At 69.6% G+C, this 22685-nt stretch carries 22 protein-coding genes; 8 read left to right on the top strand and 14 right to left on the bottom strand.

The features are described 5' to 3' along the window. Positions 1 to 30: 30 nt before the first annotated feature. The 3 genes from D0T12_RS14955 to D0T12_RS14945 are packed head-to-tail and all read right to left on the bottom strand — an operon-like array spanning position 31 to position 4981. Positions 31 to 1299, bottom strand: a complete 1269-nt coding sequence (locus D0T12_RS14955) for a restriction endonuclease subunit S (RefSeq protein WP_147339517.1) — start codon at positions 1297 to 1299, stop codon at positions 31 to 33. Then, entirely contained in the window at positions 1296 to 3323 is a 2028-nt protein-coding gene (locus tag D0T12_RS14950) for a type I restriction-modification system subunit M (RefSeq protein WP_117400157.1), read from the bottom strand. The genes D0T12_RS14955 and D0T12_RS14950 overlap by 4 nt, the downstream gene beginning before the upstream one ends. After that, complete coding sequence (locus D0T12_RS14945) at positions 3320 to 4981, bottom strand: N-6 DNA methylase (RefSeq protein WP_117400156.1); 1662 nt, start codon at positions 4979 to 4981, stop codon at positions 3320 to 3322. The genes D0T12_RS14950 and D0T12_RS14945 overlap by 4 nt, the downstream gene beginning before the upstream one ends. Positions 4982 to 5158: 177 nt before the next feature. Here D0T12_RS14945 and D0T12_RS14940 point away from each other — a divergent pair, with 177 nt between their 5' ends. After that, positions 5159 to 6856, top strand: coding sequence for a DUF6119 family protein (locus D0T12_RS14940; RefSeq protein ID WP_117400155.1), 1698 nt, complete (start codon positions 5159 to 5161; stop codon positions 6854 to 6856). Positions 6857 to 6903: 47 nt separating this feature from the next. Here D0T12_RS14940 and D0T12_RS14935 read toward each other — a convergent pair whose 3' ends face one another. The 8 genes from D0T12_RS14935 to fdxA form a co-directional block, all read right to left on the bottom strand. After that, positions 6904 to 8046, bottom strand: coding sequence for an acyl-CoA dehydrogenase family protein (locus tag D0T12_RS14935; RefSeq protein WP_117400154.1), 1143 nt, complete (start codon positions 8044 to 8046; stop codon positions 6904 to 6906). Between the two features lie 50 nt (positions 8047 to 8096). Then, positions 8097 to 9680: a polyamine aminopropyltransferase gene (locus D0T12_RS14930; RefSeq protein ID WP_117400153.1), complete on the bottom strand. Its 1584-nt coding sequence runs from the start codon at positions 9678 to 9680 to the stop codon at positions 8097 to 8099. A gap of 32 nt (positions 9681 to 9712) precedes the next feature. After that, complete coding sequence (locus D0T12_RS14925; RefSeq protein WP_117400152.1) at positions 9713 to 10150, bottom strand: DUF350 domain-containing protein; 438 nt, start codon at positions 10148 to 10150, stop codon at positions 9713 to 9715. A 10-nt stretch (positions 10151 to 10160) separates the two neighbouring features. Beyond that, positions 10161 to 10598 (bottom strand): DUF4247 domain-containing protein, encoded by a 438-nt coding sequence (locus D0T12_RS14920; RefSeq protein WP_233526067.1) that lies wholly within the window; start codon positions 10596 to 10598, stop codon positions 10161 to 10163. Further along, on the bottom strand, positions 10595 to 11146 hold the full coding sequence (locus tag D0T12_RS14915) for a DUF2617 family protein (protein WP_117400150.1): 552 nt from the start codon (positions 11144 to 11146) through the stop codon (positions 10595 to 10597). Before D0T12_RS14915 ends, D0T12_RS14920 begins: the two co-directional genes overlap by 4 nt. A 3-nt stretch (positions 11147 to 11149) precedes the next feature. Beyond that, complete coding sequence (locus D0T12_RS14910; RefSeq protein WP_233526066.1) at positions 11150 to 11776, bottom strand: DUF4178 domain-containing protein; 627 nt, start codon at positions 11774 to 11776, stop codon at positions 11150 to 11152. Between the two features lie 163 nt (positions 11777 to 11939). Then, positions 11940 to 13025, bottom strand: a complete 1086-nt coding sequence (dapC, locus tag D0T12_RS14905; RefSeq protein ID WP_199487460.1) for a succinyldiaminopimelate transaminase — start codon at positions 13023 to 13025, stop codon at positions 11940 to 11942. Positions 13026 to 13147: 122 nt separating this feature from the next. After that, positions 13148 to 13474: a ferredoxin gene (fdxA, locus tag D0T12_RS14900; RefSeq protein WP_117400147.1), complete on the bottom strand. Its 327-nt coding sequence runs from the start codon at positions 13472 to 13474 to the stop codon at positions 13148 to 13150. 113 nt (positions 13475 to 13587) lie between these two features. Here fdxA and D0T12_RS14895 point away from each other — a divergent pair, with 113 nt between their 5' ends. Further along, positions 13588 to 13845, top strand: coding sequence for a putative acetyltransferase (locus tag D0T12_RS14895; protein ID WP_117400146.1), 258 nt, complete (start codon positions 13588 to 13590; stop codon positions 13843 to 13845). Positions 13846 to 13878: 33 nt separating this feature from the next. Here the strand turns inward: D0T12_RS14895 and D0T12_RS14890 are convergent, their stop codons facing one another. Next, positions 13879 to 15030: a hypothetical protein gene (locus tag D0T12_RS14890; RefSeq protein WP_117400145.1), complete on the bottom strand. Its 1152-nt coding sequence runs from the start codon at positions 15028 to 15030 to the stop codon at positions 13879 to 13881. Positions 15031 to 15146: 116 nt separating this feature from the next. Here D0T12_RS14890 and D0T12_RS14885 point away from each other — a divergent pair, with 116 nt between their 5' ends. Both D0T12_RS14885 and D0T12_RS14880 read left to right on the top strand, forming a co-directional pair. Further along, entirely contained in the window at positions 15147 to 15953 is an 807-nt protein-coding gene (locus D0T12_RS14885; protein WP_233526065.1) for a class I SAM-dependent methyltransferase, read from the top strand. 43 nt (positions 15954 to 15996) lie between these two features. Further along, positions 15997 to 16656: a cysteine--tRNA ligase gene (locus D0T12_RS14880; RefSeq protein WP_117400143.1), complete on the top strand. Its 660-nt coding sequence runs from the start codon at positions 15997 to 15999 to the stop codon at positions 16654 to 16656. Positions 16657 to 16670: 14 nt separating this feature from the next. Here the strand turns inward: D0T12_RS14880 and D0T12_RS14875 are convergent, their stop codons facing one another. Beyond that, complete coding sequence (locus D0T12_RS14875) at positions 16671 to 18572, bottom strand: TNT domain-containing protein (protein ID WP_233526064.1); 1902 nt, start codon at positions 18570 to 18572, stop codon at positions 16671 to 16673. 120 nt (positions 18573 to 18692) lie between these two features. Between D0T12_RS14875 and D0T12_RS14870 the strand changes: the two genes are divergently transcribed. Next, entirely contained in the window at positions 18693 to 19868 is a 1176-nt protein-coding gene (locus tag D0T12_RS14870; protein WP_147339516.1) for an alpha/beta hydrolase family protein, read from the top strand. On the opposite strand, the gene D0T12_RS14865 is transcribed toward D0T12_RS14870, so the two are convergent. Then, entirely contained in the window at positions 19852 to 20808 is a 957-nt protein-coding gene (locus tag D0T12_RS14865) for a zinc-binding dehydrogenase (protein ID WP_117400141.1), read from the bottom strand. The two genes, D0T12_RS14870 and D0T12_RS14865, sit on opposite strands and share 17 nt — an antisense overlap. A gap of 149 nt (positions 20809 to 20957) precedes the next feature. Between D0T12_RS14865 and D0T12_RS14860 the strand changes: the two genes are divergently transcribed. The 3 genes from D0T12_RS14860 to D0T12_RS14850 are packed head-to-tail and all read left to right on the top strand — an operon-like array spanning position 20958 to position 22659. Then, the gene (locus D0T12_RS14860) at positions 20958 to 21524 is read left to right on the top strand and encodes a hypothetical protein (protein ID WP_117400140.1); all 567 of its coding nucleotides are present in this window, start codon (positions 20958 to 20960) and stop codon (positions 21522 to 21524) included. A gap of 23 nt (positions 21525 to 21547) precedes the next feature. Continuing rightward, the gene (locus D0T12_RS14855) at positions 21548 to 22318 is read left to right on the top strand and encodes a hypothetical protein (protein WP_117400139.1); all 771 of its coding nucleotides are present in this window, start codon (positions 21548 to 21550) and stop codon (positions 22316 to 22318) included. Further along, positions 22315 to 22659 (top strand): hypothetical protein, encoded by a 345-nt coding sequence (locus tag D0T12_RS14850; protein ID WP_117400138.1) that lies wholly within the window; start codon positions 22315 to 22317, stop codon positions 22657 to 22659. The genes D0T12_RS14855 and D0T12_RS14850 overlap by 4 nt, the downstream gene beginning before the upstream one ends. Positions 22660 to 22685: the final 26 nt, after the last annotated feature.

The following is a 22685-nucleotide window of genomic DNA, read 5'->3' as shown; positions in this document are numbered from 1 at the left end:
CGCATTCACCGCTAGACCCAATTACCAATGTTACGCAGACCCAAAACTTCGCGCCGTGGTCACATCCAACTCCCCCGTGACGGCCGCCGTAACAACCGCCCGCCGCCTCTCCTCCAGCAGCGCCACACGCCGATCAACCTTTTGCCGGAGATCCCAGATCTCTGCCGACCGCCTTCGCAATTCCTCCATACACGCCCTCTGCATGGCCTGCTCAACCAGCGGAACTGGCCACTCCTTGATATCTTCCCCTCGCAATTTCACCATGGATTGAGAAGAACCCCTGGCCGAAGCTTCGATGAGCGAGCGCACTCGATTACTTCGCAGAACCTGGGAAACAAACTCAGACTCAACACCTGACTTCAGGCGGACCCGGTAGATGAGATCTGGGAGGAGCAACTTTTCTGCGGAACCGGTTACGACTGCCACGTCGCCAACCAACTCCGGGGTGTTAGCACGAGTCACCAGAAGATCACCCGCCTTGACTTCATAACGAACTTCAGGAGCGACCTCTACCGGGAGTCGTTTGTTTTCATCAGAAAGAAAGTGTCCTCGCTTTACTGCACTCAATTTTAGTACAGCCCATTCATCTCTTCCCTGTCGGGCAGAGCCTTCACATTGCGGACTCGCCCCTTGTTCGATCTTTTGCACGAGACGACGAAGAGGTATCTCACCAAACTCGCCAGCCATGCCGTCGATCATAAAATCGCGATAGGATTTCTCTCGCTCCTCCAGCCGCGCCTTCAGGGAATAATCAAGCTGAATTAGCTCATCAATACGGGCGGTCTCGATGTCAAGAAAGTCCGCGATGCGCCGCTGCTCCTTCAGCGGAGGCAGCGGTACCGGAAAGCCAAGGATCTTGATCCTGTTTGTTGACGCGAGATTGGTCGTCTTGACACCGGTGCTCTCGAAGTAATGACGAGCATAGGCAGACTGCGTAGCTAGCGCGAGATACCTGGGGTCAAGTTTTCCCGGAAACGGCCGAAGAGCGAAGACATGGTTCTGATGGAGACACCCGTCCAGTTCATTCTGCCACAGCGTACCTCGCCCGAGCTTGTCAAGATCGCCCCCTTCCGTCATCAGTACGTCACCACGTTGAAGCGTGCTACGGGCGGCAACGGCTCGCGGTACCGTTATTTCGTTCACAGATGTCAGATCGATATATCCGGCTTGCACATTCGCGACGCGCAAATACGGTCTGGTGACCACGTCGCCAGTGAGGTCCCGGGAAGAATCGACGGTCAAACCTGACTGGAGGCTACACAAATACCCCAATCGAACCAATGGCCAGCGGTTGGTCACGAGGTCACCTGGTTGAGGAGGGTTTGGATTTGGGTTTCGATGGATTTGAGTTCGGCATCTATCTCTTCTAGGGGGCGGGGTGGGGTGTAGGTGTAGAAGTGGCGGGTGAAGGGGATTTCGTAGCCGATCCTTGCGCGGATCGTTTGCTTGGTCTTGGGGTCCTTGGTTTCGGTGATCCAGGCGTCGGGGACGTGTGGGAGGACCTCGCGGGCGAAGTACTCGTCGATGTCCTCGGTGAGGGGGACGTTCTCGAAGTCGCGGAGGTCGGGGTCGTGGACGACCTTCCCCTTGACCTTCTGCACGTCGCCGTCCGGGTCGGTGATGGCGAACGCGGACATGACGGCCTTCGCGACCTTGTCCGGTGGGACGGTGACGGAGTTCTCGATGTAGGCGGCGAACAGCTTGTTGCGGAACTGCGCGGGGTCCGTCGTCGAGGTGCCGATGAGGGTTTTGAGGCCGTCGAGGAGCTCGTCCCGCAGGTCGTACTTCTGGACGGCCGTCGACTCGGCGAGGGCGGTGAGGGTCTCCTCGCTGACCTCGAAACGTTGGCGTAGGGGGCGGTCGATGGTGATGCGCTGGTAGCCGAAGTCCTCGTTGCGGAACACCTTGACCTTGGCGTGGTCAGGGTGGTCCGGGTCCGCGGCGATGTCGAAGGCGTCCCGGTAGAGAGCGCAGATGTGGTGGCGCTGCCGCGTGCTGATCTCTTTGCGCTTCTCACCGAGGGACTTGCGGATCTTGGACCATTGGTCGCGGGCATCGAGGAGGACGACCTTGCCCTTGTTCCGTGGCGCCTTGTTGTTGGTGACGATCCAAAAGTACGTGGAGATTCCGGTGTTGTAGAAGAGCTGGTCGGGCAGCGCGACGATGGCCTCAAGGTAGTCGTTCTCGATGATCCAGCGGCGGATCTCCGACTCGCCGGAGCCCGCGCCGCCGGTGAAGAGCGGGGAGCCGTTGAAGACGATGGCGATGCGGGACCCCTTCAGCTTGCCCTCGACGTCGGCCGTGACGGGCCACATCTTCGACATCATGTGCTGGAGGAACAGGAACGATCCGTCGTTGATGCGCGGGAGCCCGGCTCCGAAGCGCCCGGCGTGGCCGAGGTCCCTGTGCTCGTCCTTGACGAACTTCTCGACCTTCTTCCATTCCACGCCGAACGGCGGGTTGGCCAGCATGTAGCGGAACCTCTGGCCGTCGTGGCCGTCGTTGCTGAAGGAGTTGCCGAAGGCGATCGAGGAGTTCTTCTCGTCGTAGCCCTTCATCAGCATGTCGGAGCGGCAGATCGCGTACGACTCGGCGTTAAGTTCCTGTCCCGCCAGGTTGATGCGCGCGACCGGGTTCAATCTCCTGATGTGCTCTTCGGCGGCGGCGAGCATCCCGCCCGTCCCGCAGGCGGGGTCGAGGATGTCGATGACCGTGCCCTCGCCGCCTTTCAATGCTTCGTCGTCCGGGGCGAGGAGCAGTTCGACCATCAGCTCGATGACTTCGCGCGGGGTGAAATGCTCACCGGCCGTCTCGTTGGACAGCTCCGAGAACTTCCGGATCAGTTCCTCGAACAGGTAACCCATGTCGTGGTTGCTGACCCGGGACATGCTCAGGTCGAGTTTCGGGTCGGCGAACTTCTGCACCACCTGGTAGAGGAGCCCGGCGTTGTCCAGCCGTTCGACCTGCGTGTGGAACGCGTACCGGTCGATGATCTCGATGACTTCCGCGCTGAACCCGTTGATGTAGTCGCCGAGGTTCTTGCGGACGTTCGCCGGGTCGGCGCCGATCGTCCGAAAGTCCTGCTTGGAGGTGTTGTAGATCGGCAACCCGGCCGCCGCCTTCAGGAGCGCGGGCGCCGTGTCGCCCGGGTAGGCGGCGTCGCGGTCCCAAACGGCCTGCCGGGTCGGCGCCATGACGCAGTCGAAGCGCCGCAGGACGGTGAAGGGCAGGATCACCTTCCCGTATTCCGACTGTTTGTAGTCTCCGCGGAGGAGGTCCGCCACCGACCAGATGAACGCGGACAGGTTCTGGTCAACGCTCACTCGTCGCCCTCGTCTTTCGTTCCGGGTGGTTCAAGTGTCCCGCTCGTCAGACCGTCGTGGGCCAGCCGCACGGCATGGCGTCCCATTTTGGCCGTGTCTTCGAGGTGGCGCACGAAGGTTTCCAGTTCTCTGAACGCGGCTCCGTACGCTCGTTGCCGGTCCGGGTCCATCTGCGGGACGCGGGCTCCGCGTGGGTCGGTGCGGTGGGTGCCGGAGCCGGAGGTGTTGCGGCGCGTGTTGACCGCGCTCGCGAGGAAGCCGAGCAGGAAATGGGTGTCAAGCTGGTCGGTGGTGGAGACCGGGCGGCCGTCCTCGACGCGGACGAGGCCGCCGCGGATCAGCTCGGAGACGTTGACCGTGGCCGCCAGTTCGTGGGCCGCTTCGGGCAGGTGTGGCAGCGCGCCGCGCAACGCGTCGAGCGACTCCTCGAAGCGGGCACGGGCGTTCTCGTACGCGGCGGCGCCGGGCTGTCCGGCGGGGACATGGCGGCCGGGTGTGAGGTCCGCGTCCTCGTGCAACAGCGAGATGATCGGAACGTCGGCGACCCGGTCGGGGTCGGGCTTGATCGGGCCGGTCGGGTCGGCGTCGGCCAGGTCGGTGTCCGTCAGGTCGATCATGCGGACGCGGACGTCCGGACCGGGCGGGGCCGTCGGCCGCCGCAGCACCCACAGGTGTACGGGCGAGGAATGGGCGACGACCAGGCCACCGGGCAGCGCGACCAGGGTCTCCAGCATGCCGCCGCGGACGATCTCGGTGCGGATCCGGCGGCCCGAACGGCGGTAGGCGGCGGACGCCGGCAGGACGATGAGGGCGCGTCCACCGGGCGCGGTGTGGAAGTAGCAGTGTTGAAGCCAGGCCAGGTCGCCCTCCGCCTTCGGCGGCAGCGCGATCTCCCAGCGGGGGTCGAGGAGCAGGTCGTCGCGTCCCCAGTCGGTCTGGCCGGACGGCGGGTCGCACACGACGAGATCGGCCTTGAGCCGGGGGAACCGGTCGTCGCGGAGCGCGTCGCCGTGGGCGACCTCGATCGTTCCGGGTCTGCCCTCCAGGGCGGCGCGCATCCGGGCGAACTCGGGCGGCCCGTCCGCGGCGTCCTGACCGACGCGTCCCTGCACGGCGTTGCCGCCGACCGACAGCAGAAGGTCGCCGATGCCGCAGGCCGGGTCGTACACGACTCCCCTCGTCCGCCCCGCGAAGTGGCGAACGGCTCGTACGAGCGCGGGGGTTGAGACGTGCTCGCCGCCGCCGTGGCCTGCGGACGCCACGAACCGCCGCGCCAGGTCCGCGACGAGCTCGCCGGGACCGCGGTCGCGGACCAGCTCGGCGACCAGTTCGGCGGTGGGCCCCGTGAGCGGCCGTGCCGTGCGCTCGCCACGTAGTTCGGCCGCGACCGCGACCAGGGCGCCGACCATGTCCGCGCCGCGCTCGGCTCGGAGCGCCTGCCAAAGCCTGACCTCGTCGGCGACGTCCCGGCCCTTGCCCTGCCGCGCCAGCCACCGCCGGACGTCCGCCAGCGCGAACAGCGGCGCGTTCGCGGTGCCTCCCGCGGCCTCCGGGAAATCCGGGTGGCGACGGCGCCAGTTCGACACGGCCGCCCTGGTCACCCCCGCCATCCGGGCGATCTCCGCGGGCGGGACCAGCACCGCCTCATCGTCCGTCATGACCCAAACGTACACACTCGCGAGCACGCGGACAATGATAAAGCATGTTGACAGTGCTAACAGATTGACTGATTCTGTTTACATTATGGGCAGGGCGCGGTGATCTTCCGCGAGAGGGCCGCGCCTTCCCATCCGATCCCCCGGCCGCCGGGAGACGTCTTCCTCCGGAGGTCTGCCATGTCCGTTCCGACCCGTTCGATGACCATCTACCGCATCTCCGACGCCATGACGGATGTGGACGCCTGCCTCGAAACGGTGCAAGGCACCTATCTGGACGACGCCGCGTCCACCAGCATGGACCTCCCGGAGTATCCGGACGCCGACGCCGTCGCCTTCCACTGGCGCCATAGTCCCGTTCCCGCGCCCTGGGTGGACGCCGCGTCGCACCTCATCGGACCGCTGCCCGACGACTACCAGTCCATCGACTGCGGAGCCCTGCTGCTGCTCGGGGTGGACGGGGAAAGGTACGCGATCGGTTTCGGCGGCGGCTGGCGGGCCATCCCCGAGCAGTTCAAGGACCACGGTTTCGGGCTGCGGTTCACCATCCGCGCCGTCGACGCCGACCAGGTGCGCTCCGTCGTCCGGCGTTCGATGACCGGTCTGGGACGCCAGGACGCCACGCATGTGTCGTCCGGTATCCCGATCGGGCACATCGGCCTCAGCGAGTACGCCGAGATCGTCGGGCGGCTCGCGGGCATGGTCGACCCCGGGGATCTCGGTCTGGAGAGCACCCGCCCGGTCCGGGTCGAGGGGTCGGCCGGGCTGCGGCTGCGCGTGCCCGTTTCCCGGGAACGGCTCGTCGCGCTGCTCCGCCGGATCTCCGAGATCTGCGCGCGGACGGTACCGGACGACTTCGCCTTCGTGGAGGCCGTCACTCCCGTCCGGGACGAATGGCGGCTCGCCGACCTCGACCGGCGACTGGACGAACGCCTTCGCGCCGAACCCGGTGACGACGCCCCGGTAAGGCTCGCCGCCGCCATCCCGCTGGACCTCGCCGACCGAGCAGGCGACGCCCACAGCCATGTCATCAAGATCGGCTCGGTCGAAGTCCTCCGCCGCGGCGACCTCGACCTCGACGCCATCCTCAGTCGCTCAAGGCTCCAGTGCCGGACCCCGGCCGTGCGGGCGCTCCGGCGCGGCGAGGTGCGGATGTGCGAGGACGACCACGGACAGCGGGTCATCGCCAAGGCGTCGGCGGACAAGTGGCTCGCCGCCGCCGTCCGCGTGAACGAACGCGACTACTTCCTCGTCGAGGGCGCCTGGTACGAGGGCGGTGCCGAGTATTTCGCGTCCGTGCAGCGCAGAATCGGCGGCCTGTTCAAGCCCGTTCCGAGTCTCGGTCTTCCGGCCTGGCCGGACCGTCCGGAACCTCCCGGCTCCGACAAGCGCGGCGAACGGGCCTACAACGAGTGGGTCCAGGACTCGCTCGGCCTCGACCAGTACCTCAACCTCGACCGGACGGGCGCCCGCACCGAGTTCCACGGCTCGCACGGATTCGAGCCGTGCGACCTGCTCGGGCCGGGGAACGAGCTCGTCCATGTGAAGGGCGGTAGCCGCACACAGCCGTTCAGCCACATGTTCAGCCAGGCGCTCGTCTCCGCCGAGTCACTGTGCCTGCGCGAGGACGCCCGCGCGTCCTTCCGCGAACTCGTCAGGAAGACCAGCTGTGGTCGGAGGGAACTGCCGGACGGCTGGCGACCGGCGAAGGTCGTGCTCGCGATGAAGGTCGACCGGCTCACCCCGCTGACACCGGCCACCCTCTTCCCCAACGCGCAGATCGCCCTCGCTCACCTGGCGCAGACCCTCGGCCGCTACGGCATCCAGGTCGAAGTGGTTCCCATCTCGCGCGGGGACGCGCCATCGGCCGCGGCCTGAACGGACGGCCGCCGGTCGCCGTGCGGCCGGCGGCTCCCGTCGGCGGGTCAGATGCCGAGGGAGCGGCCGATGATCTCCTTCATGATTTCGGTGGTGCCGCCGAAGATGGTGTGGGCTCGGACGTCGCGGTAGGTCCTGGCGATGGGGTATTCGGTCATGTAGCCGTAGCCGCCGTGGAGTTGGACGCAGCGGTCCACGGTGGTTTTGAGGAGTTCCGTGGTCCAGTACTTGAGCATGGCGGCCTCTTCGGCCGACAGGTCGCCCTTTCCGTCCTTGACGAGGCACTGGTCGGTGAAGGCGCGGGCGACGGTGAGTTCGGTCTTCATCTCGGCGAGGGTGAAGCGGTTGTGCTGGAACTTGCCGACGGGGCGGCCGAACGCCTCGCGGGTCTTGGCGTAGTCGAGGGTCCGGTCGAAGGCGGCCTCGGCGGCGGCCAGGGCGGAGACGCCGATGGAGAGGCGTTCGCGGGCGAGGTTCTGCATCAGGTAGACGAAGCCCATGCCCTCTTCGCCGAGGAGGTTCGCGGTGGGGACGCGGACGTCGTCGAAGAACAGTTCGGCGGTGTCCTGGGCGTGCATGCCGATCTTGTCGAGGTTGCGGCCGCGGGAGAAGCCGTCCATGCCGCGTTCGACGGCCAGGAGGCTGACACCCTTGGCCCCGGCGGACGGGTCGGTCTTGGCGACGACGATGACCAGGTCGGCGAGGACGCCGTTGGAGATGAACGTCTTCGAGCCGTTGAGGACGTAGTGGTCGTTCTGTTTGACGGCGGTCGTCGTGATGCCCTGGAGGTCGGAGCCCGCGGAGGGTTCGGTCATGGCGATGGCGGTGATGATCTCGCCGGAGCAGTAGCCGGGGAGCCAGCGGGCCTTCTGCTCGGGGGTGCACAGGCGGCGCAGATAGGCGCCGATCATGTCATTGTGGACGGAGAAGCCGGGGCCGTGGATTCCCGCGCGGGCCATTTCCTCGTTGAGGACCGCGGAGAAGCGGTAGTCGGGTTCGCCGCCGCCTCCGTACTCCTCGGGCATGTCGATGCCGAGGAGGCCCGCGCGTCCGGCGGCGAGCCACACCTCGCGGGAGACGACGCCGTCCTTCTCCCATTGCTCGTGGAAGGGCGCGGCCTCCTTGGCGATGAAGGCGCGCACCATTTCGCGGAAGGCCTCGTGTTCCTCGGTGAAGATGTCGCGTCCCATCCGGCGGTCCCCTCGGTGAAAGTTCGGCCCGGTACAGGATCAATGTACGTTCAGGCGTTCTTCCATTCGTCGCGTGCGTACTCGACGAGACGCGGATGGACGAGCGTGTTGATCTCCACGGCGCGGATGCGGCGGTCCTTGGGGAACACCGTCGCCGCTTGGAGGAGCGGGGAGTCCAGGAAGCGGAGGGCGGGGGCGTTGGGGGCGAGGGCCGGTGTCGGTTTGCTGCTCGGCGAGGCCAGCACGTAGCCCCAGTCGCCGAAGCTCGGCACGTCCACGTGGTAGGGGGTCGTCGTGAAACCGGCGGCGGCGATGGTCTTCTCGATGCTCCAGAACGACTTCGGCGCGAAGAACGGCGAGCCCGACTGGACGACCATCCGCCCGCCCGGCGCCAGCGCCCGTTTCACCATCCCGTAGAACTCGACGGAGTACAGCTTCGCGGTGGACACGTCGTCGGGGTCGGGCATGTCCACGATGATCGCGTCGAACTGTTGATTCAGGCCGCGCAGCCACGAGAACGCGTCCGCGGCGACGACGTTGACGCGGGGATCGTCGAACGCGTGACGGTTGAGGGACGCGATCGGCCCATAGGTGCGGGCGAGGCGCAGCATTTCCGGGTCGAGTTCGACGAGCGTCACCGAGTCGACGTCGTTGTAGCGGACGACCTCGCGTAGGGCCAGGCCGTCGCCGCCGCCGAGGATCAGGACCCTGCCGTGCGGGCCCGGCATCACCGGGTGGACGAGCGACTCGTGGTACCGGTACTCGTCCACGGACGAGAACTGGAGGTCGCCGTTCAGGAAGAGGCGGAGGTCGGGACGGCCCGAGAGGGAGACCGCCCGGGTAATGACGATCTCCTGGTAGCGGGTGCGTTTCGTCAGGGCGATCGGGTCTTGGTACAGCGCCTGCCGGGCCGAGACCTCGAAACCGTCCGCGAGCGTGTACGTCCCGCCGAGGACGGCGAGGACCGCGACCATGCCGAGGGCGAGAGCGACCCGCGCCAGGCGGCCGATCTGGTGGCGGAACAGCCAGAGGACGACCGCGATCCCGGCGACGGCGTTGACGACGCCGACGAGCAGCGCGCCCTTGATGTGCCCGAACGCCGGGAGCAGCAGGAACGGGAACGCCAGCCCGCCGATGAGCGCCCCGACGTAGTCGGCGGCGAACAGGTCGGCGACGGCGCTGCCCGCGTCCTGCCTGCGGATCCGCTGGAGCAGCGTCATCAGCAGCGGGATCTCGGCGCCGATCAGCGCGCCGACCGCGAACGCCACCACGACCAGCGCCGGGACGTACAGGTTGAGCCACGCGAACGCCGCGTACAGCGCCAGGACGGACAGGCCCCCGACGAGGGCGAGGGCGCCCTCCACGACGGCGAACGCCACGACCGGACGGCCCTGCAACGGTTTCGCGGCCAGCGACCCGATGCCCATCGCGAAGACCATGACCGACAGCACGATCGACGCCTGGGTGACGGAGTTCCCGACGAGGTAGCTGCCGAGCGCGACGAGCGCCAGCTCGTACACCAGCCCGCAGGCCGCGCAGGTGAACACGGCCGCGAGGACCAGCGCCCGCGCGGCCCGCGCCGGAACGCGCGGCCCCCCGGGCCGGTCGCGTTCAGACGGTGACGGCTCCGCCACCGGCGGAGCCGTCTCGTCCAGGTCGCGGGACGTCAGGAGACCGCCCCGGCGACGATCGCGGCGACGCCCAGGTCGGCGGCGGCGACCACCCACCCGGCGGGGTGGATGCCGGACCCGGCCCGTTCCGTGTCGACGAGCGTGGCGCCGAGCTTGCCCGGCGTGGTCACGTCGAGGAGCACGAACGCGATGATCATGAGAATGATCCCGATGCCGCCGAACACCGCCGTGTCGACCAGGCCGTCGCCCAGGTCGTTGTCACTGGTGATGATCGCGGTGGTGACGATCGCGCCGATGCCGAGGAGTTTCGCCGACAGCAGCAGCGCGGCGCCCCGGTTGCCGTCGGTCCAGATCTGCTTGCCGAGCCGGCCGGGGGTCGTCACCTCCACCACCAGGTAGCCGATCGCCATCAGGGCGATGCCGATCGCGCCGTAGGCGAAGGTGGCGCCGATCTCGTCCAAGAGGTCGTCCATCTGTTGCTCCTTATTTGCCCGACCCGGGGCCGCCGCCGCGGAAGTTCGCGGCGCCGCCGCTGGTCCAGCCGTTGCTGCCGGGCCTGGCCCAGTACCCGCTGACGTGGGAGTAGTAGCGGTCGTAGCCGCGTCTCGGCGTGGAGAGGGTGATCTGGCTGCCCGGACCGTTGGGCAGGACGCCGACGACCAGCTTCGGGTAGCGCAGGAAGATGCCGCCCGCCGCGCCCCTGGTCGCCAGGCTGTCCACCCGGTCGATCGCCCTGAACTTCTTGTTGATCTCCGTGGCGACGGTCTGCGGCGCCTTCGGGGACCGGTAGGTGTCCGTCCCCGCCTTCTTGTACTTGTCGCCGATCCAGGACTCCTGGGAGGTGCCTCCGCAGCCTCCGAGCGCCAGGACCGTCAGGGCGGCGGCGCATCCGGCGCCGATCATCCGGTGTCTGCTGTTCACGTTGGTCTCACCAGTCGGCTCCGCGTCATCACGATCTCCCGGGTCTGTGGATAGGCGTGCCACGTCCGCCAGCCGATCCCGGTCTCCTCCGGTGCGGGGGTCCGTGCTTCGATCTTCCGTCCGGCGGCACGTTCCAGGACGGTCTGTTCCAGCGCCAGGGCGGTCACGGCGTGCGGGGAGCCGGGGAAGTCCCCGGTGAGGGCGTCGCCGCGGTCGGCGAGCCGCTCGCACAGGGCCTCGACGGCGCGGCCGAACGCCGTGTCGTCGCTGAGCGCCGCCGTGGTCGCGGCGAACTCGTACGTCCAGCCGGGCAGATCGGTGCTCGCGTGGCCGGGCAGCGGCTCGGCGTCGCCGGGCAGGCACGCCACCGTCTCGCTGAGCGGACCGGCGATGACCTGGTGGGACGCGCCGAGCAGCCGCAGCTCGACGGTCAGCCCACCGCGTTCGACCGGCAGGACGGCGAGCGCGTCCAGCGGCGGCAGGCCGAGCGCGAACGACAGCGCGTCGGCGCGTGCGTCAGCGTAGGGGGTGTCGAGGGGGGCGTGCACCGTTCAGCCACCGCTGCCCGGATAGATCGTCATCGAACCGGTCGGGACGCGCTCACCGAGACCCGCCTCCCAGCGGCCGCCGCCGTACTGCTCGAACGACAGGTACTTGCCGCGCGGGCCCTCGTAGTCGACGTACTCGACGCGTCCCTGGACGCCGACGCCGGTCGTGCCCTCGCTGGTGTAGTCGGCGGTGCCGTGCTCGTCCCGGCGGTACTCGACGCCGTCGACGACGATGGTCCGCTCGGTGGGGGTCACTTCGCCCGGGTCGTGTTCGGTCCACCAGACCACCTCGAGGTCGGGGTCCTCCTCGACGGAGATCCACACCTTGGTGCCCTCGATGGTGTCGGCGTCCAGGAGGTGCTCGCTCCAGGTGTAGCCGCCCTCCTTCAGCCGCAGCGAGCCGCGCACGAAGTAGCGGGTGCCGAGGTACTCGACCATGTCGCCGGCCTTCAGCGTCCGCGGATCGCCGGCCACCTGGTCCTCGGCGGCGAACGGGTCGCGCGGCGCGGCGGGCGCGGGCGCCGGGGCGGACGGTCCCGTCCCCGAGCGGCGCCGCAACAGGACGACGATCAGCACGATCAAGGCGACCAGGATCAGCGCCAGCAGGATCACTATCACTGGTCCGCTCACGTACACCTCCATCGTTTCGTCTACCGCACGGCCTCAGACCAGCGGGATACTACCGACTGTGGCCTTCCAGGCCCATACCGCGTTCAGACGTATCAAACGAACCAGCGGTTGCACGCGAATACGCCCGAACCGAAACAAAACCGCTTGAAGCGGAGTGACGGGGTCAGAGGCGGCCGACGGCGGCGGCGACGCGGTCGTCGGTGGCGGTGAAGGCGATCCTGATGTGCCGGGCGCCGCCCGGACCGTAGAACTCGCCGGGGCCGACGAGGACGCCGAGGGACGCCAGGTGCGCGACGGTGTCCCAGCACGGCTCGTCCCGGGTGGCCCACAGGTAGAGGGACGCCTCGGAGTGGTCGACGCGGAAGCCGTGTTTCTCGAACGCGGCCCGCAGGTCGGCGCGGCGGCGCGCGTACCGCGCCCGCTGCTCGTCGACGTGGGCGTCGTCGTCGAACGCCACCGTCATCGCCGCCTGCACCGGGGCCGGGACGATCATGCCCGCGTGCTTGCGGACCTCCAGCAGCCGTTTCACGAGCCCGAGGTCACCGGTGATGAACCCGGCGCGGTAGCCCGCCATGTTGGAGCGCTTGGACAGCGAGTTGATCGCGAGGAGCCCCTCGTGGGACCCGTCGCACACGTCCGGATGCAGGATCGAGACCGGCGGGCGCTCCTCGTCCCAGCCGAACTCCAGGTAGCACTCGTCGCTGACGACGATCGCCCCGCGCCCGCGCGCCCACGCCACGACCTTGCGCAGATGCTCGGCGGGCAGCACCTTCCCGGTCGGGTTGGACGGCGAGTTCACCCACACGATCCTGGGCGTGACCGGGCCGAGGGACAGCAGCCCGTCCGTGCGGACGGGCACGGCCCCGGCCAGCCGCGTCCCGACGTCATAGGTCGGGTAGGCCAGCTCGGGAAAGACGATCTTGTCGCCGGGCCCGGCGCCGAGCAGCGTCGGGAGCAGCGCGACCAGCTCCTTCGTGCCGATCACCGGGAGCACCGCGTCGGGATCGGCGCCGGACACGCCGGCGCGGCGGCGCAGCCATCCCGCGACGGACTCGCGCAGCCGCGGCGTCCCGTACGTCGCCGGATATCCGGGCGCGTCGGCCGCTCCGGCGAGGGCGGCCCGGACGGGCTCGGGCGTGGGGTCCACGGGCGTCCCGACCGACAGGTCGACGATGCCGTCCGGGTGGCTCAACGCCCGTTCCTTGTAGGGCGCCAGCCGATCCCATGGGAAGTCCGGCAGCGTGAACACGTCCCCACCCCTCATCCGAAACCGTGGAGCCGTGGCCCCCGCACGGGGAGGCCACGGCCCGGAAACAACGCAGGCGGCCCTTCGGACGCGCCCCGGGGGCCGCGTCCGGATGGCCTCCCGGCTCAGTCCTCCTGGCTCTGCGGAGGCAGCGCGGCGACGATCGGGTGGTCCTTGTCGATCTTCCCGACCTTGGAGGCGCCACCGGGCGAGCCGAGGTCGTCGAAGAACTCCACGTTGGCCTTGTAGAAGTCCTTCCACTGCTCGGGCGTGTCGTCCTCGTAGTAGATCGCTTCCACCGGGCAGACCGGTTCGCACGCACCGCAGTCGACGCACTCGTCCGGGTGGATGTACAGCATGCGCTTGCCCTCGTAGATGCAGTCGACCGGGCACTCCTCGATGCATGCCTTGTCGAGCAGGTCAACGCAGGGCTGCGCAATGACGTAGGTCACGTCAGTGACTCCTCTCGGATTTCCGGCCCCGCCGCACGTCACGGCTCACCGCAAGCTCGCTGTGAATAGTATGGCCACCACGGCGCCGTCGATTCGACACTGGGGGTGCACACGTGTCCGGCCGATTCGCCGCACGGCTGGTGGTGACCATCAGCGACGCCGACGTGGGCCGGCGAATCTCCCTGCGCCGCCGTCTGCCAACGGGAGAGTACAGCGACGTCGTCGGCGTCCTCGAATCCTGGACGGACAAGATCTTGTCAGTGCGCCGTCGGAACGGGGAACTGGTCGAGGTGCCGGAGGACACGATGGTCGCGGCGAAGGTCGTCCCGCCGACCCCACCGCCCCGCCGGCGCCCCCGCGACGCCCGCTGAGGCGGCCCTCGGGCGCGTTCCGGGCGGCCTCGCTCAGCGGAACTCGGTGCGTCCCAGGACGGTGCGAGCGAGCCTCTCGGCGTCGGCGACGGCCTGTTCCTTCGGCCGCCGAGCGGTGTACTCGATGTCGAGCAGCACGTTCCGGTGCCGGACCACCAGCCGGACGTCGGTCACCTCCTCGCCCCGCCGGGCGGCGACGCTCCGCCACGCCTGGTCGCCGAGGCCGGACACGTCACCCGTGGTGACCGACCAGCCCGTGCCGTCCCCGGCCCACCGCCGCGCCTGGGTGATGGCGGAGCGCCGGGAGTCCGCGTAGCCGTCGCGGGCGCCTTCGGTGGCGCCGGTGAACCCGTTCCGGCGCTCCAGCGCCACCCTGATCTTCAGATCACCGTCCTTCCGGTCCGAGTACATGCAGTCGGACGAGGGGGCCAGGCGACCGTCGTTGTGGTTGACACTCGGACCCTTATGGCCGGGGACCAGTCGCGAGGCCAGGGCGGGGTCGGCGACCGCGCAGGCGCGCGGCAGGGACACCGCCTCCTCACGGCCGGGCCACCAGGCGTCGAGCCACGGGCTCCAGACGAGCGTCGCCCCTGTTCCAAGGATCAGGAGCAGCGCCGCGTAGGCGATGCGGAGGGGCGGTGCCGGGGACCTCCTCACGCTCATCCGCTGGGGCGCCAGCGCCGCCAGGGCGTCCACCGTGGCGTCGAAGCGGGGGTCGCGGGCGAGGAGGCCGACGCGCGGAGCGGTCAGTTGGACCGGCTTGGTCTTCCGCCTGTGGACGATCACGATCCGGCCGAACAGGGTCGGCGTCACGGCCACGCCGGTGACGTCCCGCCACGCGATCTCGGTGGTGCCCCGGATGAGGCGGTTCCGGATGCCGTCGGTGTCGACCTCGGTCCATCCGCGCAGCAGCTTGAGGCTCAGCGTGATCAACCACACAGTGATCATGACGAGAACGCTGAAGATCACCGCCATGTGGAAGGGGCCGATGGCGCGCGCCGCGACGCCCGCGGTCACGGCCGCCAGTGGCACCGTCCACAGCAGCGGACGCCGTGACGGGCGGAGCGAGAGTGGCCGCGCGGGCGGGCTCGGCGCGGCCCCGTCGATGTCACCGGCGGTGTCCTCGATCGTCGATGCGACCGGGTCCGTCCTGTCGGGACTCGGCTGTCCGGGTGGCAGGGTCATGCGCGTCTCCGAGAGTCGATCCTTGCTGATCGCGCAAAGTACCGGAACGAGCCGCCACGTGGAAGAAACGCCGCCTGGCGGTGATTGTCCGATAAATTGTGACAGTGAATTGGGCCGTGACGACGTACGACTCCGCCTTCGGGTACGTCTCCGCGCACGGCGCGCCCCTGGTCGACCTGCTCGATCCGCAACCCGGTGAACGGATCATCGACCTCGGGTGCGGTGCCGGGGCGTTCAGCGCGGAGATCGCAGAGCGAGGCGCCGAGGTGCTCGGCATCGACGGGAATCCGGACATGGTCGCGCAGGCGACCGCCACGTACCCGGGGCTGTCCTTCGTCATCGGCGACGCCCACGACTTCACCGTCGGGGAGTCGTTCGACGCGGTCGCCTCGAACGCGGCCCTGCACTGGATGACCCGCGACCCCGACGCCGTGATCGGACGCGTCCACGCCGCGCTGCGTCCGGGCGGCCGGTTCGTCGGCGAGCTCGGCGGCGCGGGGAACTGCGCCGAGCTGATCGTCGCCATGCAGACCGCCTGGCGGGTGTTCGGCCTCGGCGAGCCGGAACTGCCCTGGTACTTCCCGAGCCCCGCCGAGTACGCGACGAAGCTGGAGGAGGCGGGCTTCACGCTGCGGCTACTGGAGCACGCCGACCGTCCGACCCGGATGACGGAGGGCCCGAACGGCGCCGCCGACTGGGTCCGCGCCTACGCGAGCCGCGCGCTCGCCGACGTCCCGCCCGAGCTGGTCGATCCGCTGCTCGACCGGGTGAACGACCTGGCCGCGCCCGCCCTGCGCCGCGAGTCCGGATGGGTCGCCGACTATGTGCGGCTGCGGTTCGCGGCCGTCCGCAAACCGGACGGCGCCGCGCCGCTGCCGGGCGCGATGCCGTTCGGCCCGACACCGTCCGGCCCGCTGATCTGACCCGACGCCCCTTTCCGGGGGCGGCCCGCCCTAGGGTGGGGGCATGCTGCGGGTGTTCGACCATCGCACCGGGCGGCCGGAGCCGCTGCCCGCCGGGCCGGGGCTGCGCGTCCAGGTCGTGGACGCGGCGGGCCGCCGTGTCCCGGTGGTCGCCGACCTGTTGCGCCGCGTCGCGCAACGGGCCGGGCGCCGCGTGCGGGTCGCGTGCGTTCCGCCCTGCGCCGACGAAGGCCGGGCCGAGTACAACGTGGCGCCGTTCGAGGTCCTCGCCGCGCCGATGCCGGACGCCGACCTGTACGTGTCCGAGACGCGCTCGGACGGGTGGTGCCTGACCGTGCCGCGCGAGACGGGCGACTGGACGTCCGTGGACCCGCTCACGGCGCGGCTGGCGATGCTGGAGGTCCCCTACCGGGAGCCGCTGGAGGCGTCCGAGAACCGGCTGTCACGGGCCGCGCGCCGCCTGGACGGGTGGCGCGGCCAGGTCGCGGAATGGGCGACGGCGCCGGGACGCCCCATGAGCCGCGCCCACGCGACGGAGGCGGAGGCCGCCCTGGCGGACGACCTGGACGCACCGGCGGCGCTCGCCGTCCTCGACCGTCTCGCGGGCGACCCGGACGTGCCGCCGGGCGCGAAGCTGGAGACGTTCATCCACCTCGACCTGCTGCTGGCGATCGGTCTCGTCTCGGCGATCGGCAGCGCCTGAGATCACGTGCCTGGTCAGCGCGCCACCTCCACGAGGGTGCCGTCGGCGAGAAGGTCGGCGATCGACCGGCCGAACACGTACGCCCTGCCGCCGCCCGGCTGACCGAACCACGGCACGGCCGTGCCCGCCAGCGCCTCCACCGGCCGCCGCACCCGGTAGACGTGGTACGGACGGTCCTGCCACTCGCGCGGCAACGACCGGTACGGGTACGGGGTGCGGGCCGTGTACACCATGTTGCCGTCGGAGCCGCCGTACCGGTCGACCTCCGTTCCGGCGGCCAGCTCCGTCACGTGCCGGTCGCGCAGGAGGGTGAGCGGCGGTTCGCCCCTGAGCGGCTCGAACCGGTTCTCCCGGACGATGTGTCCCGGGTCGAGGAGGAGTCGTCCGAGCAGCTGAGCGGCGGCCTGGTCGGCGTCGTCGAACGTGGCCTTCTTGTGCCGCTCGCCGTTCCGCATCTGGAACACCGACCAGGTTTCTCCGTCTTGCACAAGGCACCAGACGCCTTCTGCGGTGTCATCGATGCGGTACGCCGTCCGGTCGACGCGAAGTTGGTCGAGACGTTGTCGGAGCGCGTTCTTCCATTCCGGTCGCGGATCGGCCGGGACGACACGTTCGGGGGGCTCGCGACCCGTCACGACCGCGTTCGCCGCGCTCATGGTTTCGTCGTCCACCGTGGGGACCTGGAAACCGCCGGCGCGTATGTGCGCGACCAGGTCTGCCTCTGGGGGGACACCATGTTCGCTCAAGTAGTAGGGCACCGCCCCTGACCAGACCCACGTCCCGTCGGTGTGGAACGTCAGCGGGACGACCGCGCCACGTGACGGGTCGAGCCGGTCGGGGGCGTGCGACCGGGCCGCCATGACGATCGGACACTTCCGCAGGTATTCCGTGACGCGTTCCACCTCGTCCGGTGGGACGGGCGGGCGGGACACGGCGGGACGGGCACCGTCCGGCCCGGCATGGTCGAAGATCCTCGCGCGGCGCAACCCACCGGGCGGCGGGGGCGGCGCGGCGGGCGGCCTCGGCGGCGGGGGCGGGGTGCCGAGGCGCCGCGTCATCCACTCCGGGACGTCGTCGCGGGGAAACCGCTCAAGTTCCCGCCGCACGTCGTCGGTGGACGGCTCCGACTCCCACCGGGGCTCCTCGTCGTAGGTGAAGTTCGCGCGGCAGCGCACGTGCCCGTCCTCGTACACGACCTCGACGTCGATCCGGGACCAGGTGGAGCCTTGGAACGCGTGCGTCCCGGCGCGGAGCCTCTCGAAGAGGGCCACGACCGCGCCGGGCGCCTTCCACGGCGTCACGGCACCGTCCGCCCGGTGGCACGTCATCGCCGGGAACTCCACATGCCCGCCGACCGCCTGGAAGTGCCCGGAGATCGTCCGCCACAGCGGCGGCGCATGGTCGGCGATCACGAGCGTGACCTGGTTCGACAGCAACTCCATCTGCTCGGCCGGGTTCAGCGGGACAAGCTCGGTGGGCGCGGCGCCGGGTTCGCGGTCCCGCATCCGGTCGCTCAGCCAGCTCGGGACGTGCTCGCGGTCACGCGGCATGACGACCTGGTCGCGCCGCCAGTGCTCCGGCGGGATCGGCGGATCCCACAGCGGATCGAAGTCGTGGTTGTACAGCGGTCGCGCCGACTCGGGTTCGATGATGGCGACCATCGAGAACCACGTGCCCTGATCCACCACGTACTGTGTGCGGCGCAGTTCCATCAGCAGACCGGTCAGCTCCTCCGGGACGGTCTGCGCCGTCACCGTCTCACCCTCGCCGGTCAGTACGGACAAGGCGACGTCGTTGACGGCGACGGTCGCTCGGCAGTGCAGGTCGATCCGCCGCCAGCCCGGGGGCGCCGTCCGCCGCGCGCACTCGACGACCCGTGCCTCGGCCTCCGCGACGCGGTCGTTCCGCCCCGTCACGCCCCGCCTCCCTCCCTGTGCCCGATCGATGACACCTTTCCGGCAGGTTAACCGCACTGATCACTGATTGCGGAGTGGCGTGTCCTCCGTGACGCTTGAGGGGGGTTAACTTCTTATGCCGTGTCGACCGCCACACCAGAGTCGCCCACCCCTGCCGCCACCGAGCCCCCGAGCCGGCGTCGGCGGCGGGTCCGCGCCCGTCCGCTGATGGCGGCCGCCGTCGCGATCGTCGTGCTGCTGTGCGCGGTCGTCGGCGGGATCGGCTGGTACTTCGCGGGCGTCGCGATCCAGGTCGACCACTCGTCGGAGTATCCGCACACCATCGTCGCCATCGGGAACGGCACGGTCACGCTGCCGCGTGACGCGGCGACGGAACGGTCCGGAACGTGGGCGCTCGCGTGGGAGAACGGCCGGGCGCTACTGGGCCCCGTCGTCGGCGGAAACGACGAGCAGGTCGTACGCGGGGTCGAGTCGGTCGTCGAGGGCGCGCTGGTGAAGGGCACTCCCGCGACCATCGACCACTGGGTGTACGACGGCGACCCGAAACGGGCCTTGGGGCTCGACTTCCAGAACGTGCGGTATCCGTCCGAGGCCGGGCTGATGCCCGCGTGGCTGATTCCGGGGACGACACCGAAGAGCACCTGGGTCATCGGCGTCCACGGCCGGAACGCGGACAAGGCCGAGACGTTCCGTGCCATGCGCGCCGTCCACGGCACCGGCTTGCCGATGCTGGCCATCGCGTACCGGAACGACGCGGGCGCGCCACCGTCCAGCGACGGGAAGAACCACCTCGGCGACACCGAATGGCACGACGTCGTCTCCGCCGTGGGCTACGCACGCGCGCACGGCGCGACGGGCGTCGTCCTGTACGGCTGGTCCATGGGCGGCGCGATGGCCATGACGACCCTCCGCAAAGACCCGTCGTTCATCCGCGGCGTCGTCCTCGACTCCCCCGCCATGGACTGGAACGCCACCCTCGACAAGCAGGGCGACGCCCGCCACCTGCCGGGCTTCCTCGTCGGAGCCGCCAAGCGCATCCTGGAATGGCGCATCGACATCGACCTGTCCGACTTCGACCAGCGCCCGTACGCGCCGAAACTGCGCACACCGGTGCTCCTTTTCACCGCCGACGACGACGCCACCGTCGCCAACGGCCCCGCCTACACGTTCGCCCGGACGGCCCCACCCGGAATGGTCACCCACATCCGCACGCCGGGCGACCACACCGAGTCGTGGAACGTCGACCCGGCCGCCTACGAGAACGCCCTGGCCGCCTTCCTCAAGAAGGTCGCCTGACCTCCAGCAGCGTCTTCCCGACCGTGGACCGCGACTCGATGGCCCGGTGCGCGTCGGCGGCCCCGTCCAACGGGAACCGCTGCCCGATCACCGACCGCAGCCGTCCCGCCGCCGCCTCACCGAGGGCGCTCCTCGTGAACTCCCGCAGTTCCTCCGGCGCCGCCGAGGGCCGGACGAGCGCCACACCCCGGGCGATCGCCTCCTCCTCGGAGACCGCCGCCCACTCCCCGCTCGCCATGCCGAACCCGACCATCCGACCACCCCGCCGAAGCAACGTGAACGCCTCACGGGCCACGTCACCGCCGACACCGTCGAACACCACGTCGACCTCGCCGACGTCCTTCGCCCACCCGGGCTCGCGGTAGTCGACGGCCTCGTCGGCGCCGAGCCGCGACGGCACCTCCGCCTTCCGCTCTCCCCCGGCCGCCGCGACGACCGTGGCGCCCGCCGCCTTCGCCAACTGGACGAGCAACGTCCCGACCCCACCGGCCGCGGCCTCCACCAGCACCCGCTCCCCCGGACGGACCCGCGCCGCCCGCAGCATCATCGTCGCCGTCCGCCCGTCCGCGAGCAGCGCCACCGCGTCGTCGAGCGCCAGCCCGTCCGGCACCTCGAACAGCCCCGCCGCGTCCACCGCGGCCAACTCCGCGTACCCGCCCGTACCACCGGTGCCGCTTACCACCCGCCGCCCTACCAGCCGCCCGTCGACACCGGGCCCGACCGCCGACACCACACCACCGACCCCGTTGCCCGGGATCACCGGCGGCTCCCACCGCACCGGAAACGGCCCGCCACCCGCCCGCGTCTGCGTCTCCACGAACGTGATGTTCGCGAACTCGACCGCGACCAGCGCCCGCCCCTCACCCGGCACCGGATCCGGCGCCTCCCCCGGCACCAGCACCTCCGGCCCACCGAACCCCGTCAACCACACGGCACGCATGACAACCCCTCCGATCTCGCCTGTCACCCGCAGCGTGCAACCTCAAGCCCGATCGAGGTCAAGCCGTTCCCAACGAATCCCTTTTCTCACCCCACGCACCTCTGTAAGCTTTCGCGCGTATCACGCCCCGCAGCCGCTCAGGGATGACGATGCGCGCCCGGTTGGTCTGTCCCCCCGCACTGGGAGCCGTGCTGACCCTGTGCCTGGTCACCGGCTGCGGTTCGTCCGGCTCTCCTTCCAGCGGCGAACTCGCCCCCAGCGGCACCCTCAACGACGCCCCCGCGGCCGCACCCGCCACCGCCCCGCCGTCCGGAGTCCCGCCGAAGCAGCTCTACCAAACGGTCCTCAAGCGCTACCGCGCCTACCAGGACGCGTACCGCAAGGCGTACGAGCACAACGACCCGACCGAACTCGCCGCCGTCGCCGTGGATCCGCTCCTCGCTGAGATCACCAGGGACATCGAGGCGACCAAGGCCAAGGGTCACGTCTGGCGCTTCACCAACACCTTCAACCCACGCGTCTACGCCCGGTCGACGGACAGCACGAAGGTCTACGTCATCGACTGTGTGCGCACCCTCGCGGGCTACCGCTTCTCCACCACGACCGGCGAGCGCATCGACGGCGGGCCGGGTGGAGCCTTCGTCCACCGGACCACGCTCCAATACGGAGACGGCACATGGAAGGCCGCCGCCACCGTTCGGGACAAGCCATGCTGACGGCCGATCGGGAAGGACATCGGATGTCTCCCACCATCCTCATCAGGCGCCGCGCGGCATCGGGCGCGATCACGGCGTCCGCCCTTGTGACGGGCGCTCTCGTCGTCCCCGTCCTCACCGCGGCACCCGCGTTCGGTTGTCAGAAGCCGGCCGGGAAGATGTTCTGCAACGCAGAATCCACCAAGACCGGCTCGTCCGGCGGAGGCGGTGGCACCGGCGGTGGATCAGGAAGCAGCGGGCCTCTCGCACCGCCCCCGCCTGAGGGACTGACGGACAACCAGGCGATCGGCGCCGTCGCCGTTCCGGGCGGTGCCGCGCCGCCGGTGGCCGCCGCACCCAACACGTTCGAGCTCGTCCAGAGCGCCATGACGGGGAAGAAGTTCCCCGTTCCTACGGTCCACACCGCCCCGGACGGAAAGACCTACGTGCACATGCGGACGTCGCTGTGGGTCGAGGGCTTCGACACCGTGCGGACGGAGCCGATCCGCGCCGGAGACCAGACGGTCCAGGCGACGGCGCAGCCCACGTCCGTCACGTTCGATCTCGGCGAGAAGAAGCTCGTCTGCAGGAACGCCACAAGCAGGGACGGCACGGCCTGCCATTACACCTACAAGCGTTCCTCCGCCGGTCAGCCCGGTGGAAGGTACGAGATCACCGCGACGGTCTCCTGGAACGTCACGTGGACCTGTCAGGGCACCGACTGCGATTCGAGCGGCGGCGACCTCGGTGAGCAGACGATGACGTCACAGCCCACACCGCTCATCGTCGGGGAGATCCAGACCAACAGCCAGTGACGCCACACCGACATCGGTTACCCGGATTCACTCCGGCCCGCGCGAAACCCGGGACGGAGGTTCGCCTCGTCGAGCGGTTCCGGGCGCGGACTCCCGCGGGCGTCTACCACCCACCGGGCGGCGGACGCCGGTGCCTCGGCGAACAGGGGGACCCGGCCAAGACCAACGAGTACAAGTGGGCCATCGATCACGACCTGTTGCCACCCGGCAAGTACCTCGTGACCCCGCGCGTACCCATGAAGATCACGACTGCGTCGCGGGAAGGGACTCCGATCCCGCCGGAGTCGGCGGGTGCCGCCATCGACGAGATCCTGCCCGTGATCGAGGTGCTGGACGGCTGACGACCCACCTTCAAGCGGTTGGTCCT

Origin of the sequence: Actinomadura spongiicola (assembly GCF_003432485.1) — a bacterium.
GTDB classification, from domain to species: Bacteria; Actinomycetota; Actinomycetes; order Streptosporangiales; family Streptosporangiaceae; genus Spirillospora; species Spirillospora spongiicola.
This window is presented reverse-complemented; position numbering and strand designations above follow the sequence as displayed.

Coding starts and splice junctions, on each gene's coding strand:
- D0T12_RS14945 (WP_117400156.1), bottom strand. CDS start 4,981: ATGACGGACGATGAGGCGGTGCTGGTCCCGCCCGCGGAGATCGCCCGG.
- D0T12_RS14940 (WP_117400155.1), top strand. CDS start 5,159: ATGTCCGTTCCGACCCGTTCGATGACCATCTACCGCATCTCCGACGCC.
- D0T12_RS14935 (WP_117400154.1), bottom strand. CDS start 8,046: ATGGGACGCGACATCTTCACCGAGGAACACGAGGCCTTCCGCGAAATG.
- D0T12_RS14925 (WP_117400152.1), bottom strand. CDS start 10,150: ATGGACGACCTCTTGGACGAGATCGGCGCCACCTTCGCCTACGGCGCG.
- D0T12_RS14890 (WP_117400145.1), bottom strand. CDS start 15,030: ATGACCCTGCCACCCGGACAGCCGAGTCCCGACAGGACGGACCCGGTC.
- D0T12_RS14880 (WP_117400143.1), top strand. CDS start 15,997: ATGCTGCGGGTGTTCGACCATCGCACCGGGCGGCCGGAGCCGCTGCCC.
- D0T12_RS14865 (WP_117400141.1), bottom strand. CDS start 20,808: ATGCGTGCCGTGTGGTTGACGGGGTTCGGTGGGCCGGAGGTGCTGGTG.
- D0T12_RS14860 (WP_117400140.1), top strand. CDS start 20,958: ATGCGCGCCCGGTTGGTCTGTCCCCCCGCACTGGGAGCCGTGCTGACC.
- D0T12_RS14855 (WP_117400139.1), top strand. CDS start 21,548: ATGTCTCCCACCATCCTCATCAGGCGCCGCGCGGCATCGGGCGCGATC.